At 71.7% G+C, this 12,954-nt stretch carries 15 protein-coding genes; 4 read left to right on the top strand and 11 right to left on the bottom strand.

Annotated features, from left to right (window positions below):
• Nucleotides 1–3: 3 nt before the first annotated feature.
• The gene (gene icmH, locus FBZ83_RS04175) at nt 4–1,347 is read right to left on the bottom strand and encodes a type IVB secretion system protein IcmH/DotU (protein ID WP_145681230.1); all 1,344 of its coding nucleotides are present in this window, start codon (nt 1,345–1,347) and stop codon (nt 4–6) included.
• Nucleotides 1,348–1,448: 101 nt separating this feature from the next.
• Between icmH and FBZ83_RS04170 the strand changes: the two genes are divergently transcribed.
• Nucleotides 1,449–1,838, top strand: a complete 390-nt coding sequence (locus tag FBZ83_RS04170) for an STAS domain-containing protein (protein WP_186465971.1) — start codon at nt 1,449–1,451, stop codon at nt 1,836–1,838.
• 1 nt (nt 1,839) lies between these two features.
• Here FBZ83_RS04170 and FBZ83_RS31325 read toward each other — a convergent pair whose 3' ends face one another.
• The 3 genes from FBZ83_RS31325 to msrB all read right to left on the bottom strand — a co-directional run bounded on the left by FBZ83_RS31325 (nt 1,840) and on the right by msrB (nt 3,833).
• A complete protein-coding gene (locus FBZ83_RS31325; RefSeq protein WP_014239127.1) occupies nt 1,840–2,010 on the bottom strand; it encodes a hypothetical protein in 171 nt (56 codons plus the stop codon).
• 139 nt (nt 2,011–2,149) lie between these two features.
• Nucleotides 2,150–3,169, bottom strand: a complete 1,020-nt coding sequence (locus FBZ83_RS04165; RefSeq protein WP_145681228.1) for an LLM class flavin-dependent oxidoreductase — start codon at nt 3,167–3,169, stop codon at nt 2,150–2,152.
• Nucleotides 3,170–3,338: 169 nt separating this feature from the next.
• Nucleotides 3,339–3,833 carry a peptide-methionine (R)-S-oxide reductase MsrB gene (gene msrB, locus FBZ83_RS04160; protein ID WP_145681227.1) on the bottom strand — a complete coding sequence of 165 codons (495 nt, stop codon included), beginning with the start codon at nt 3,831–3,833 and terminating at the stop codon, nt 3,339–3,341.
• A gap of 119 nt (nt 3,834–3,952) precedes the next feature.
• Between msrB and FBZ83_RS04155 the strand changes: the two genes are divergently transcribed.
• The gene (locus FBZ83_RS04155) at nt 3,953–4,639 is read left to right on the top strand and encodes a dienelactone hydrolase family protein (protein WP_145681226.1); all 687 of its coding nucleotides are present in this window, start codon (nt 3,953–3,955) and stop codon (nt 4,637–4,639) included.
• 57 nt (nt 4,640–4,696) lie between these two features.
• Here the strand turns inward: FBZ83_RS04155 and FBZ83_RS04150 are convergent, their stop codons facing one another.
• From FBZ83_RS04150 to FBZ83_RS04135, 4 genes are all read right to left on the bottom strand, one after another.
• On the bottom strand, nt 4,697–6,328 hold the full coding sequence (locus tag FBZ83_RS04150) for an alpha-D-glucose phosphate-specific phosphoglucomutase (protein ID WP_145681225.1): 1,632 nt from the start codon (nt 6,326–6,328) through the stop codon (nt 4,697–4,699).
• A 134-nt stretch (nt 6,329–6,462) separates the two neighbouring features.
• Entirely contained in the window at nt 6,463–7,134 is a 672-nt protein-coding gene (locus tag FBZ83_RS32260) for a cold-shock protein (protein WP_145681224.1), read from the bottom strand.
• A gap of 149 nt (nt 7,135–7,283) precedes the next feature.
• Entirely contained in the window at nt 7,284–7,499 is a 216-nt protein-coding gene (locus FBZ83_RS04140) for a hypothetical protein (RefSeq protein ID WP_145681223.1), read from the bottom strand.
• Nucleotides 7,499–8,047 (bottom strand): hypothetical protein, encoded by a 549-nt coding sequence (locus tag FBZ83_RS04135; RefSeq protein WP_247888133.1) that lies wholly within the window; start codon nt 8,045–8,047, stop codon nt 7,499–7,501. The genes FBZ83_RS04140 and FBZ83_RS04135 overlap by 1 nt, the downstream gene beginning before the upstream one ends.
• A gap of 166 nt (nt 8,048–8,213) precedes the next feature.
• On the opposite strand from FBZ83_RS04135, the gene FBZ83_RS04130 reads away from it, so the two are divergent.
• On the top strand, nt 8,214–9,005 hold the full coding sequence (locus FBZ83_RS04130) for a nucleotidyltransferase family protein (RefSeq protein WP_145681221.1): 792 nt from the start codon (nt 8,214–8,216) through the stop codon (nt 9,003–9,005).
• A complete protein-coding gene (locus tag FBZ83_RS04125) occupies nt 8,998–9,729 on the top strand; it encodes a metallophosphoesterase family protein (protein WP_145681220.1) in 732 nt (243 codons plus the stop codon). Before FBZ83_RS04130 ends, FBZ83_RS04125 begins: the two co-directional genes overlap by 8 nt.
• 16 nt (nt 9,730–9,745) lie before the next feature.
• On the opposite strand, the gene FBZ83_RS04120 is transcribed toward FBZ83_RS04125, so the two are convergent.
• The 3 genes from FBZ83_RS04120 to FBZ83_RS04110 all read right to left on the bottom strand — a co-directional run bounded on the left by FBZ83_RS04120 (nt 9,746) and on the right by FBZ83_RS04110 (nt 12,953).
• Nucleotides 9,746–10,570, bottom strand: a complete 825-nt coding sequence (locus tag FBZ83_RS04120) for a DMT family transporter (RefSeq protein WP_211101621.1) — start codon at nt 10,568–10,570, stop codon at nt 9,746–9,748.
• A gap of 79 nt (nt 10,571–10,649) precedes the next feature.
• The gene (gene folE, locus FBZ83_RS04115) at nt 10,650–11,339 is read right to left on the bottom strand and encodes a GTP cyclohydrolase I (protein ID WP_145681218.1); all 690 of its coding nucleotides are present in this window, start codon (nt 11,337–11,339) and stop codon (nt 10,650–10,652) included.
• A 69-nt stretch (nt 11,340–11,408) separates the two neighbouring features.
• Nucleotides 11,409–12,953: a sensor histidine kinase gene (locus FBZ83_RS04110; protein ID WP_145681217.1), complete on the bottom strand. Its 1,545-nt coding sequence runs from the start codon at nt 12,951–12,953 to the stop codon at nt 11,409–11,411.
• Nucleotide 12,954: the final 1 nt, after the last annotated feature.

Genomic DNA, 12,954 nt, shown 5'->3' with positions numbered 1-12,954 from the left:
GGCCTATTCGGGGTAGAGGCGGACATCGACGCGCCGGTTGGCGCCCCGGTTGGCCGGCGTGGTGTTGGGGGCCAGCGGCTCGCGCTCGCCCCGCCCTTCGGCGGTCAGGCGCTCGGCGCCCAGCGTGCGCTCCAGGATCTTCAGCACCGCCACCGCCCGCGCCTCGGTCAGCGCCTCCGGCGTCGGCAGCCCGCCGCCGCGCGGCGTCTGGTCGTCGGTGTGGGCGACCACCACGACGCGGCCCGCCTCGGGACCCAGCGCCTGCCCGACGCGGTCGACCACGGCGCGGTAGCGGGCGCGGATCGCGTCGCTGCCGGTGGCGAACATGCCCGCCCCCTCGATGCGGATGACCAGCGCCCCGTCGTCGCCGGCCAGCACCGCCACGGCGCCGGAGCGGATCTCCGGCTGGAGCAGGGCGGTGACGCGGACGGCCAGAGCCGGCCCCGCGCTGGATGGCGGCGGCGGGACGGCGCGGACCAGCTCCAGCGGCCGGTCTGGGAGCAGCGCGCCCAGCCGGGCCACCACCGCGTCCGCCCGCCCGCCCAGCGAGGCCGACAGGGTCAGGAACAGCCCGCCGAGCAGGGTCGCCACCGCCACCGCGGCCAGCCAGGGCGGCAGCACATGCCCCAGCGGGCGGAAGCGTTCGGCGACGCCGCGCCATTGCGGCGACAGCGCGCGCTCCCGCTCGCCGCGCAGGCGGCGCAGCACGCGGAACAGCTCGTCCCGCAGATGGGCGAGGTCGTGGGCGCCGCGCGGCTTGTCGCGGAACTTGCCCTCGAAACCCAGCGACAGGCAGGCGTAGAACAGCTCCAGCTCCAGCCGGTGCAGGCGCGGGTCGCTCAGCATGGTGTCGAGCAGGTCGAAGAAGCGGTCCGGCCCGCCGGCGCCGGGATCGACCACCACCGCCAGCCCCTCGCGCGCCCAGCGGCAGCGCGCCCCCCAGGGGGTGGCCCGCACCACGTCGTCCAGCATGGTGCACAGGGCGAAGCGGGCGACGCGAACCTCCTCCGGCGGGACGCCGATGGCGGCGGCCTCCTCCTCGAAGCGGCGGACCTCGGCGAGGATGACGTCGCGCAGGCCCTCCGGATTCTCGTGCCCCGAGCGTTCGCGCAGCGACCCGGCGAGGTCGAGCAGCGGCCCGGCCGCGGCCAGCAGCGGGTTCAGCGCCCCGCGCAGCCGCGCCGGCTGGTCCGGCGGCGCCTCCGCCTTCGGGCGGTCCTCCGGGGCCACGGCGGGCCCCGCCGCGAGGAAGGCCGGGAGCGCGCGCGGCCCGCCGCCGGACTCGTCGGAAAACTCCCCGCTGTCCCGCAGGCCCGCCCCGCCGCCGAAGCGTCCGTCCGATTCCATGCCCCCGCCGCCGCTCTGCTGTATGATGATCCGTGTGATGGGAAATCCCCCGCCGGAGGAGGTATAGCAGGCCCAGCCGGATGGGGAAATCGGAGGGTTTGATGCAAATCGCGGAAGAGGCCCGCGGCGACGTGATGATCCTGCGCCCGGTGGGCCCGATCGACAGCGCCGCCGCCCCCCGGTTCGAGGCGCGTCTGTTCGCCGCTCTGGCACCCGCCACCCCGGACGAGCCGGAAAAGGTGCCGGGCGGGCTGGTGCTCGATCTGTCGGCGGTGACGCAACTGACCCCGGCGGGGCTGCGCTCGCTGCTGCTGGCGGTGCGCCAAGCACGGCCGGGCACGGCGAGCGCGGGCGGACGGAAGGGAGTGCGGATCGTTCTGGCGGCGGTGCCCGGCCCGGTCCGCGCCGTGCTGGAGGAGGCCGGGCTGGCGGTGCTTCTGGAGAGTCACGGCGATCTCGACGCCGCCGTGCGCGCCGCCTCACAACACTGAACTAATCCATATTGCGAAGACTGGAATCATAGAGCTGCTGCGCCAGGATAGTCTTCAGCAGGGCCTCGACGGTAACGCTCATGTAGCGCGCCTGCTGTTCCAGACGCCGATAGACGTCGAGCGGCAGATCAAGCGTCACGTTGACCCTGCTGGCGTGGGGAAACTCGGCCATATCCCCTCTCCATCTCTGTGAACCGCGTCACGCGACGCCGGGCCACAGACGATAGGGCTCTCCTCCGGCGCGGTCCATGGCGCAGTCCGCGAAGCGCGCTGTGCGGTTGCGCCGGACCTTTCCCCCAAATTGGAGCGCGTCAGGCCGCGGCCCGCAGCGCCCCGTGGACCTCCGCCAGGATCTCGTAGGAGCGCACCCGCGCCGCGTGGTCGTGGATGGCCGAGGCCACCATGATCTCGTCGGCGCCGGTCTCGGCGAGGAAGGACTCCAGCCCGCGCCGCACCGTCTCCGCCGAACCGACGAAGGAGCAGGACAGCATGTTCATCGCCTGCGCCTTCTCCAGCGGCGACCAGAAGCTCTCGATGTCGTCGATGGGCGGCGGCAATTGGCCGCGGGTGCCGCGGATCAACCGGGCGAAGCTCTGCTGGGCGGAGGTGAAGAGCCGGCGCGCCTCCGCGTCGGTCTCGGCGGCGACGACGTTCACCCCGACCATGGCGTGAGGCCGGTCGAGCTGCGCCGAAGGGGTGAAGTTCTCCCGATAGACCCGCAGCGCCCGCATCAGCGCGTCCGGCGCGAAGTGCGAGGCGAAGGCGTAGGGCAGGCCGAAGGCGGCCGCCAGCTGCGCGCCGAACAGGCTGGAGCCGAGGATCCACAGCGGCACGTTCGACCCGGCGCCGGGGACCGCCTGCACGCGCTGGCCCGGCTGAACGGGGCCGAGCAGAGCCTGAAGCTCCAGCACGTCCTGGGGGAACTGCTCCGCCACCGACGGGTCGCGGCGCAGGGCGCGCAGCGTCATCTGGTCGGTGCCGGGCGCCCGGCCCAGGCCAAGGTCGATGCGGCCGGGGAACAGCGCCTCCAGCGTGCCGAACTGCTCGGCGATCACCAGCGGCGAATGGTTGGGCAGCATGATGCCGCCGGCGCCGACGCGGATGGTCTCGGTGCCCGCCGCCACATGGCCGATGACGACCGAGGTCGCGGCGCTGGCGATGCCGGTCATGTTGTGGTGCTCGGCCAGCCAGTAGCGTTGGTAGCCCAGCCGCTCGGCGTGGCGGGCGAGGTCCAGCGTGTTGCGCAAGGCGTCGCCCGGCGTGCTGCCTTCCGGCACCGGAGCGAGGTCGAGGACGGAGATCGGCGGGCGGGCGGTGTCGTTGGTCGGCATGACGGGGGTATCCAATGAAACGGAATGTTTGGGGGAGGCGCAGGCTGTGCGAACCTTGGCCCCCTCCCCAACCCTCCCCCGCTTACGCGGGAGAGGGGGCCTTGCGCGAAGCGGCGGCAGTCCCCTCCACCTCGTAGAGGGGGAGGGCTAGGGTGGGGGCAATACGGAGCTAGAACGCCGCCCCCTCCTCCACCCAGTCCTGAACGCTCCTGGCCAGCGCCTGCCCTTCCGGCAGGAACGCCAGCGAGACGGAGTTGATGCAGAAGCGCATGCCGGTCGGCGGCGGGCCGTCGGGGAAGACATGGCCCTGGTGGCTGCCGCAGCGGGCGCACAGGGTCTCCACCCGCACCATGCCGTAGCTGTTGTCCTGCACCAGCTTCAGATGCGCGTTCTCATAGGGCGCGGTGAAGCTGGGCCAGCCGGTGCCGGATTCGAACTTCGTCCCGGACCGGAACAGCGGCAGACCACAGAGACGGCAGGCGTAAGTTCCGGGTTTCTTGTTGTCGAGCAGGCCGCCGCAGAAGGGCGCCTCCGTCCCGTGGCTCAGCAGGACATGCCGCTCCTCGTCCGACAGGCGCTCCACCAGCACCGCGCGCTGCTCCGGCGTCGGCGGCGTCAGGTCGAAGGGTCCAGCGGTCGGGGAACGGTCGGCGAGGGCGGACATCGGGCGGCTCCAGTGACGGGGTGACGGTCCTAGGGGATATGGGCCAGTCGGTCGCGGATGACACCCGGCGTCAGGCTGCTATCTTCCCTGCACGGAACGAATGGAGGGAGAGACCAGCCATGACCGGAACGACCACCGGAACGACCGGCTCCTGGACGCACCTGACGGCGTCCGACGGGCACCGGCTGACCGCCTACGAAGCCCGGCCCGTCGGGCCGGAGAAGGGGCGGCTTCTGATCGTCCAGGAGATTTTCGGGATCAACAGCCACATGCGCCGCGTCTGCGACGGCTATGCGGCCGACGGTTACCGCACGCTGGCCCCCGCCTTGTTCGACCGGGCCGAGCGCGGGGTGGAGCTGCCCTACGACGAGGCCGGCGTCCAGCGCGGCCGCGACCTGATGGGTGCCGTCAGCATCGAGGACGCGCTGACCGACGTGGCGGCGGGTCTGGCCCATCTCGGCGGGGCGGAGGGGGCGGCCATCGCCGGCTATTGCTGGGGCGGCACCATCGCCTGGGCCGCCGCGTCGCGCCTGCCGGTCCGCGCCGCTGTCGCCTATTACGGCGGCGGCATCGGCAACCGGCTGGACGAGGCGCCGCGCGCCCCCGTGCTGCTGCATTTCGGCGAGACGGACCACGCCATCCCCCTGACGGTGGCCGAGGCGGTGCGCCAGCGCCATCCCGGCGCCATCACGCACCTCTACCCGGCCGGCCACGGCTTCAATTGCGACGAGCGCGCCAGCTACGACGCGGCCAGCGCCGCCCTGGCCAAGCGGCGCACGCTGGGCCTGCTCCAGGCGGTGTTCTGAAAAAAGAAGGCCCTTCCCCCCAGCGTGGGAGGAAGGGCCTTCTTTCAGAACAAATCTTCAGGTGGCGACGTCCGGCTTGGTGCGGCCGGTGTGGCGCTCGATGCCGGCCAGTTCCGCCGCCAGATCGGCCAGCGGCTTCAGCGCCACCGGGGCGTCCAGCCCATGCTCGCCGCCGACCGGCTCGTAGCGCTCGAAATAGACGCGCAGCGTAGCGCCCGACGTGCCGGTGCCCGACAGGCGGTAGACGATGCGCGACCCGTCCTCGAACCCGACGCGCAGGCCCTGCCGCTCCGACCGGCTGCCGTCCACCGGGTCGGTGTAGGCGAACTCGTCCGCCGCCGCGACCGTGCGCCCGCCGAGAGCCGTGCCGGCCAGCGAGGACAGGGTGCCGCGCAGTTCGGCGATCAGGGCGTCGGCGGCTTCCTGCGGGATGGCCTCGTAATCGTGGCGGCCGTAATAGGTGCGCCCGTAGGTGCCCCAATGCTCGGCCATCAGCTCGCCCACCGACAGGCCGCGGGCGGCCAAGACGTTGAGCCACATCAGGACGGCCCACAGCCCGTCCTTCTCGCGCACATGGTCGGCGCCGGTGCCGAAACTCTCCTCGCCGCACAGGTTGATGCGCCCGGCGTCGAGCAGCGTGCCGAAGAACTTCCAGCCCGTCGGCGTCTCGTAGCAGGAAATCCCGAGCTTCGCCGCCACGCGGTCCACCGCCCGGCTGGTCGGCATGGAACGGGCGACGCCCGCCAGACCGCCCTTGAAGGCCGGGACGTGGGTGGCGTTGGCGGCCAGCACGGCCAGGCTGTCGCTGGGCGACACGAAGACGTTGCGGCCCAGGATCATGTTGCGGTCGCCGTCGCCGTCCGAGGCGGCGCCGAAGTCCGGCGCGTCCGGCCCGAACAGCCGCTCGACCAACTCCTCCGCATGGGCGAGGTTGGGGTCTGGATGGTGCCCGCCGAAATCCTCCAGCGGCGTGCCGTTGATGACGGTGCCGGCCGGGGCGCCCAGGCGGCGCTCCAGGATCTCCGTGGCGTAGGGGCCGGTGACCGCGTGCATGGCGTCGAACACCATGCGGAAGCCCGACGCGAACAGCTTGCGGATCGCCGCCATGTCGAACAGCGATTCCATCAGCTCCGCGTAGTCGGCAACCGGGTCGATGACCTCCACCGCCATGCCGCCGAGCGCCGTCTCGCCGAGCCGGTCGAGATCGAGATCCGGCGACTCCAGCGTCTTGTATGCGTCGATGGCCTTGGAGCGGGCGAAGAAGGCGTCGGTCAGCGACTCCGGCGCCGGGCCGCCGTTGGCGGCGTTGAACTTGATGCCGAAATCGCCGTCCGGGCCGCCGGGGTTGTGGCTGGCCGACAGGATCACGCCGCCGATGGCGCCGCGCTTGCGGATGACGCAGGAGGCCGCCGGGGTCGACAGGATGCCGCCGCGCCCGACCACCGCGCGCGCGACGCCGTTGGCCGCGGCCATGCGCAGGATGGTCTGCACGGCGGTGCGGTTGTGATACCGCCCGTCGCCGCCGATCACCAGCGTGGCGCCGGACAGGCCGTCGACGCAGTCGAAGATGGATTGGACGAAGTTTTCCAGATAGCGCGGCTGCTCAAAGACCTTCACGGCCTTGCGCAGCCCGGAGGTGCCGGGCTTCTGGCCGTCGAAGGGCGTGGTCGGACAGGTGACGGGAACCACTGGACGTCCTCTCTTGGTCGTGTCGGGCCGGGGCGGCGCGCCGTCGCACCGCCACCCCGCCCCGCCACGATGCGCGGCTTTGCGCCGCCGTTCAACTGGGCCGAACGACACCTTACCTTCGGTAGGCCGACGCTTTACGCCTCTTCGACCGAGACGGCTTCCGGACCCTTGTCGCCCTGGCGGATGGAGATGCGGACGCGTTGGCCGTCGTTCAGCCCCTGCAGGCCGGAACGCTCCACCGCCTTGACGTGAACGAACACGTCCTGGCCGCCGCCGTCCTGGGCGATGAAGCCGAAGCCCTTGGTGGCGTTGAACCACTTCACGGTGCCCTCGGTCTGGGTGGTCGGGCCGCCTGCCGCCGGACGGCGCGGGCCGCCGAAACCGCCCCGGTCGCCACCCCGGTCGTTGAAGCCGCGGTCGCCGCCGCGATCCCCACCCCGGTCGTTGAAGCCGCGGTTTCCGAAGCCGCGGTCGCCCCCGCGGTCGCCGAAGGACGGGCGCGGGCCCTGGGCGCGGGCCGGGCGCGCCGGGACGGCGGTGGAGGTGTCGACCGAATGCAGGGCGGAGACCTGGTTGCCCTTGCGCCCTTCGACGATGTCCACCACGACGGTGGCGCCGTCCGGCAGGGACTCGTGGCCGGCGGTGCCGACGATGGCGGCGGGGATCAGGGCGTCGGGCGACCCGTCCTCGAACTTGACGAAGCCGAAGCCGCGGGTCGGATCGTACCACTTGACGGTGGCCTGAACCTGGGTGCCGAGGACGACGGGCTGGCGATAGACGTGCTGGCGCGGGGGTTGACGGTGCATGAGACCCACTGAACTCCAAGAGGCGACTCGGCACCGGCCTTCGGTGCCGAGAGAAGACATCGCCTTTCCCCGCGCGAATCACAAGACCGCAGGCGCGCCGTTTCGCGCGCCCGCGGCCCTGGTGCCATTTTTCTCCCCGACAAGCGGGTTCAAACCAGCCGTTCGGGGTTGGGCGGCGGTTCCTCCGGGGGAACGGGGATGGCGTCCGGCGGCTCCTTGATCGGCGGCCGCGACGGGTCGCCGGGCATGTCCGGCATGCCGGGCGGCGGCACCGGCATGTCGGGGGTCGGCGGGGAAGGAGGAAGGGGGCCGGCAACGCTGAGGTCGGCGGCCATCAGTTCGGCCATCATCCGCATTGTCGCCATCAGCCGCCCCCGCCCATCGTGCCACCCGTCGCACCCGGCGCGGCGCGGGTCAGGCCGCGCGCCTTGTCCAGGGAGTCCATGCAGAGCTGTTCGTTGCCGTCCTTCGCGGCGGAGCGCGCGGCGGTCACCAGCGATTCGATCTGGGCGTTGCGCGCCGCCTGCCCCATCGACCCGCTCTCCATGGAGGAGCCGCTGTTCGGAGCGGCGTCGGGCCGCACCGCCGGGGCGGTCGGCATGGGGGCGCCGGTGCGCGGCGGTTCGATCACCGCCTGATCACCCGAGGCCGGCGGCGCCACCACCCCGCCCGAGCGGGCAAGCTGGTCCGGCGTCGTGCCGGAACTGCCATTCGGCAAGGCCCCATCCCCCGCGGTGGAGCCCGAACTGCCCGGCGGCGTCGCGACCGGCGGCGGGCTGGCCGACAGGTTGTTCTCGGCGGCGAAGCGGTCGACCAGCGCGGCGCAGCTTCCCTGCGCCAGGGCTGGACCGGCGCCGCACAGCACGAGGCCGGCGGCGAGCAATAGGGCCTGTGGGATCGGATGTCGTGCCATCGGTTGCCTCCCCATCAGCAATACCACCCTCAACCGGTGTAGCGGTGCGGCGGTTCCGCCCGCCTTTGGCCGACTTTTTCCCGCCGTGGGCACCGTCCGGTGGTGCCGTTTCGCCCTCTCCTCCTGTTGAAGGCGCAACGGACAACGGCGGGGGAGAGGGGATGCCATGGACGGCAACCGTGAAAGCCGGGAGCATGAAAGCCGGGGGCGCGAGGGCCGTGCGCATGTTTCGGCGGAGGCCGAAGCCTTCTACACGGAGAGCCTGAAAATCCTGACGGAATCCGGAATCCCCTTCCTGCTGGGCGGCACCTACGCGCTCAGCGCCTACACCGGCATCACCCGGCCGACCAAGGACATCGACATCTTCTGCCGGGGCGGCGATTTCCCGCGCATCCTCGCCCATTTCCAGGACCGCGGCTTTACGACGGAGATCGAGGACGAACGCTGGATCGGCAAGGTGCTGCACGGCGACCTGTTCTTCGACGTGATCTTCAATTCCGCCGCCGCCATCAATCCGGTCAACGACCGCTGGTTCGAGGAGGACCACCGCGCGCTGGTCTGCGGCACCGACGTCCAGCTCATCCCGCCGACGGAAATGGTCTTCTCCAAGGCCTTCGTGCAGATGCGGCACAAGCACGACGGCCCCGACGTCGCCCACATGATCCTGAAGCAGCACGCCCACATCGACTGGAAACGGCTGCTCGGCCACATGGAGCAGTATTGGGAGGTGCTGCTGATGCACGTCCTGAACTTCCGCTTCATCTACCCGACCGAGCGCGACCACATCCCCGGCTGGCTGTTGCAGGAGCTTCTGGACCGGCTGAACGAGCGCGCGAAGCTGCCGGTGCCGCAGACCCGCATCTGCCGGGGGCGGCTGTTCTCGCGCGAGGATTATCGGATCGACGTCACGGACTGGGGGTTCGCCGACGTCGTCGGCGAGGAAACGAAGCATGGCTGAACACATTCGGGCTGAAGGAACGATCAAGGTCGCCGCCATCGGCGACATCCATGTGGGGGAGACCTCCACCCACCCCTACCGCGAGCTGTTCCAGGAGATCGCCGACCGGGCGGACGTCCTGGCGCTGGCCGGCGACCTGACCAACCACGGCAAGCCGCGCGAGGCCGAGGTGCTGGCCGAGGACCTGCGCGCCATCGGCATCCCGGTGGTCGCCGTGCTGGGCAACCACGACCACGAATGCGGCCACGTCGAGGAGCTTCAGCGCATCCTGGAGCAGGCCGGCGTCCGCTTCCTCGACGGCAACCCGCTGGAGATCCGCGGCGTCGGCTTCGCCGGGGTGAAGGGCTTCGGCGGCGGGTTCGAGAACCGCATGCTCGACGCCTTCGGCGAACCGGCGATCAAGCAGTTCGTGCAGGAGTCGCTGAACGAGGCGATGCGGCTGGAAAGCGCCCTGCGCCAGCTGGAGACCGAGCGGACGATGGTCGTCCTGCACTACGCCCCGATCGCCGAGACGGTGCGCGGCGAGCCGACGGAGATCTATCCCTTCCTCGGCTCCTCCCGTCTGGCGGAGACCATCGACCGTTTCCACGTCCAGGCGGTCGTCCATGGCCACGCCCACCACGGCAGCTACGCCGGCAAGACCCTGCGCGGCACGCCGGTCTACAACGTCGCCCAGACCATCGAGAAGGAGTCGGGGAGGCCCTACGCGCTGATCGAACTGTGATCTCGGAAGGGGGGCGTCAGCCCGGCCGCCGCGCGCCGGCCCACAGCGTGCCCAGCCCGGCCGCGGCGATCAGCGCCCCGCCCAGCAGCACCGCGGACGACGGGCTCTCGCCCCACCACAGGAAGCCGATGGCCGCCGAGGCGGCGATCCCCAGATAGTCGATGGGCGCCAGCACCGCCGCCGGCGCCCGGCGGAAGGCGGCGGCGTTCAGCAGGATGGCCGCCCCCGCGGCGACGCCCAGCAGCAGGAAGGCCGGCAGGTCGGCGGTTTCGGGCATCCGGAAACCGGTCAGCAGGGCCGCCGGGGCGGTCAGCAGGCACCCCGCCAGCACGAAGACCAGCCCGGTGGCCGCCGGCCCGTCGGCCTGGGCCGTCCGTCGGGTCGCCAGGATGCAGACCGCGTTCAGCAAGGCCATGGCGAGCATGGCGAGGCTCCACGGCTCCAGCCGCGTCGGCGGGGCGATCAGGAAGACCCCGGCCATCCCCAGCGCGACGCAGACGGCGGAGGCAGCACCCGCCCGCTCCCCGATGGCCGGACCGGAGAGCAGCACCACGAACAGCGGGGCCGCGTAGGACAGGGCGACCAGATCGGCGAAGGGCAGATGCTGGGTCGCCGCGTAGAAGATCAGCGCCGCCCCGACCCCGCTCAGCGCCCGCACCGCGTGCCCCCCGGGCCGGGTGACGGACAGGGCGCGCCGCCCGGCCATCGCGAAAGCCGCCGGAGCGACCACCAGCAGCGACAGCAGGAAACGCAGGAACAGCACCTCCGCCGCGCCGTAGCGGGCGCCCAGCTCGCGGGCCAGCGCCCCGGCGGTCAGCACCAGGGCGAGCGACGCCGCCATCAGGGCTGCCGCCCCCGCGACGCCGGACCGCCCCGCGGCGCCCCTCCGGGCGGGCCGGGCCGCGAGCGCGGCGGTTCGCTCAGCGGGCGGAACGCTCAAGCGTCGCGCATTCCATCAGGAACTCCTCGCGCAGCGCGCGCGACTCCAGCAGCTCGCCATGGAAGGAGCTGTTGACCATGCGGCTGTCGTGGCCGGCGCGCACCCCGCGGTGGGTCTTGCACATGTGCACGGCGCTGATCCGCACGGCCAGACCGCGGGGCCGGGTCGCCTCGACGATGAAGTTGCCGATCTGCTTGACCAGCTCCTCCTGGATCTGGAAGCGGGCGGCGAAATGGTCGACGATCCGGTCGTATTTGGACAGGCCCAGGATGTTGCCGCCCTTGGCCGGCAGGATGCCGATGAAGGCGGTGCCGTAGATCGGCATCAGATGGTGCGCGCAGGTGGAGCGCACGGCGATCGGGCCGGTGACGATCAGATGGTCGAATTCCTCGGCGTTGCGGAACTCGGTCAGTTCGGGCGGCGCCGTGAAGCGGCCCTTCAGCAGCTCGCGCACCAGCATCTTGGCGACGCGGCGCGGCGTGTCGCGGGTGTTGTGGTCGTTGCGGTGGTCGATCCGCAGCACGTCGAGCAGCTCTTCGACCTTCCGCGCCGCGGCGTCGATCATGGCGGCCTCGCCCGCGGCGTCCAGCGGCGCGTCGAGCGCCTCGTTCGACCGGCGCGCCTCCATCGCCTCCTGCACGAGGGCGAGAACATGTGACTGCACCGTCATAAAACCCGATCCCTTCCTTTTTCTTCACACACCCGGCGAGACTGACGCCGGCTGATCCCACGACCGATGTCAAAACTGGCCGGCCGGCTCCGGACGCGGCATCGGCCCGCCGACCCTCTCCGCCGGGAAATGGAGCGAGGCCCGGAGACCGGCCCCCGCCTCGCCTTCCAGCAACAGCCGGCCGCCATGCGCCTCCATCAGGCTCTTCACGATGCTGAGCCCCAGCCCCGATCCCTGGAACCGGCGGGTCGCACCGTCCTCCGCCTGATAGAACGGCTGGGCCGCCTTTTCAATCTGCTCCGGCGTCATGCCGATGCCCTGGTCCTGCACGGCGATGACGAAGCCGCCCTGCGGGTCCAGCCACGCCTGCACCTCGATCACCGACGGGGCGGAGCTGAACTTCACCGCGTTGGACAGCAGGTTCAGCAGCATCTGCCGCACCGCCCGCTCGTCGGCCTCGAGCACCGGCCACACCGCCTCCGACGCCGTCCGGATCGTCCGGCCGCGTCCGGCCTGGGTGCCCAGCACCGTGGCGATGGCGGTGCCCGTCACCTTGCGCAGGTCCACCGGTTCGAAGGTGAGGCTGGCATGGCCCGATTCCATCTGGGCGACCGTCAGGATGTCGATGACCAGGCTCAGCATGTGGCGGGCGCTGCCCAGGATGTAGCCCGCATACTGGGCGTGCTCCCGGCGCGTGTTTTCCCGGCGGCTGCTTTCCTTCCCGCCGTCCGGCGCGCCGCCGGGGGGCCGGCCCTCGCCCGGCAGACCGCCGTCGTCGCGGATCAGCTCCGAGAAGCCGATGATCGCGTTCAGCGGTGTGCGCAGCTCGTGGCTCATGGTCGCCAGGAAGCGGCTCTTGGCCTGACTGGCTTCCTCCGCCTGGCCGATGGCCGTCTGCAGGGCGCCGGCCATCGCCTCCATCCGGTCGTGCGCCCGCCGGATGGTCCGGTTCTGGATCAGCAGCACGGTGATGAACAGGACGCCGCACACCGCCAGACCGGCGGCCAGCAGGGAGAACAGCCCGTGCAGGTGGAGGAGTTGGTCGTGCCCCTCGTCCACCAGCTCCCCGCCGAACTGCGAGGCGACGGAGGCGAAGGCGTTCAGCTCGCGGTCGACGGGCTCCAGCACCGCCAGGGCGGCCAGCGCCTTCTCCGCCGGCGGCAGCGGCCCGGCCAGGATCAGGCCGACCCGGTCCAGCGCCTCCTCCAGCCGGGCCACCGTGCGGCGATGCTGCGGGTAGCGGTCCATGAAGAGGGAGGCCTGCCCCCGCCCCAGCACGGCGATGCGGTTGCGCACGATGTCCAGGCGGAGCTGGACCTCCTCGGCGTCGATGTTGGTGCCGGGAAGCGCGCTGGCCAGGATGCGTTGCTCCAGCCGCGTGACCTCGCCCACCGTCTGGCCGGCGGCCCAGGCGAAGTTGTAGGGGGCGGCCCCGCGCAGCGCCTCGCCGTAATTCACCACCAGCAGCGACAGATAGGCGGCGGCCAGACCGAACCCGCCGGTCAGGATGGCCAGCCAGAGCCCGAGACGGCGCGCGCGGTCCTCCGACGCCCAGCCCAGCAGGCGGGACAGCCGCGTGCTCCCGTTCGGCGCGGTCTCGGTCGGCAAACTCACG

The sequence above is a fragment of the Azospirillum brasilense genome (assembly GCF_007827815.1).
GTDB classification, from domain to species: Bacteria; Pseudomonadota; Alphaproteobacteria; order Azospirillales; family Azospirillaceae; genus Azospirillum; species Azospirillum brasilense_C.
The sequence above is the reverse complement of the archived record's forward strand: the minus strand, read 5'-3'. Positions and strand labels throughout refer to the sequence as shown.

Excerpts from the sequence above, each read along its gene's own strand:
- icmH (WP_145681230.1), bottom strand. The coding sequence starts at position 1,347 with ATGGAATCGGACGGACGCTTCGGCGGCGGGGCGGGCCTGCGGGACAGC.
- FBZ83_RS04170 (WP_186465971.1), top strand. The coding sequence starts at position 1,449 with ATGCAAATCGCGGAAGAGGCCCGCGGCGACGTGATGATCCTGCGCCCG.
- FBZ83_RS31325 (WP_014239127.1), bottom strand. The coding sequence starts at position 2,010 with ATGGCCGAGTTTCCCCACGCCAGCAGGGTCAACGTGACGCTTGATCTG.
- FBZ83_RS04165 (WP_145681228.1), bottom strand. The coding sequence starts at position 3,169 with ATGCCGACCAACGACACCGCCCGCCCGCCGATCTCCGTCCTCGACCTC.
- msrB (WP_145681227.1), bottom strand. The coding sequence starts at position 3,833 with ATGTCCGCCCTCGCCGACCGTTCCCCGACCGCTGGACCCTTCGACCTG.
- FBZ83_RS04155 (WP_145681226.1), top strand. The coding sequence starts at position 3,953 with ATGACCGGAACGACCACCGGAACGACCGGCTCCTGGACGCACCTGACG.
- FBZ83_RS32260 (WP_145681224.1), bottom strand. The coding sequence starts at position 7,134 with ATGCACCGTCAACCCCCGCGCCAGCACGTCTATCGCCAGCCCGTCGTC.
- FBZ83_RS04140 (WP_145681223.1), bottom strand. The coding sequence starts at position 7,499 with ATGGCGACAATGCGGATGATGGCCGAACTGATGGCCGCCGACCTCAGC.
- FBZ83_RS04135 (WP_247888133.1), bottom strand. The coding sequence starts at position 8,047 with ATGGCACGACATCCGATCCCACAGGCCCTATTGCTCGCCGCCGGCCTC.
- FBZ83_RS04130 (WP_145681221.1), top strand. The coding sequence starts at position 8,214 with ATGGACGGCAACCGTGAAAGCCGGGAGCATGAAAGCCGGGGGCGCGAG.
- FBZ83_RS04125 (WP_145681220.1), top strand. The coding sequence starts at position 8,998 with ATGGCTGAACACATTCGGGCTGAAGGAACGATCAAGGTCGCCGCCATC.
- FBZ83_RS04120 (WP_211101621.1), bottom strand. The coding sequence starts at position 10,570 with ATGGCGGCGTCGCTCGCCCTGGTGCTGACCGCCGGGGCGCTGGCCCGC.
- folE (WP_145681218.1), bottom strand. The coding sequence starts at position 11,339 with ATGACGGTGCAGTCACATGTTCTCGCCCTCGTGCAGGAGGCGATGGAG.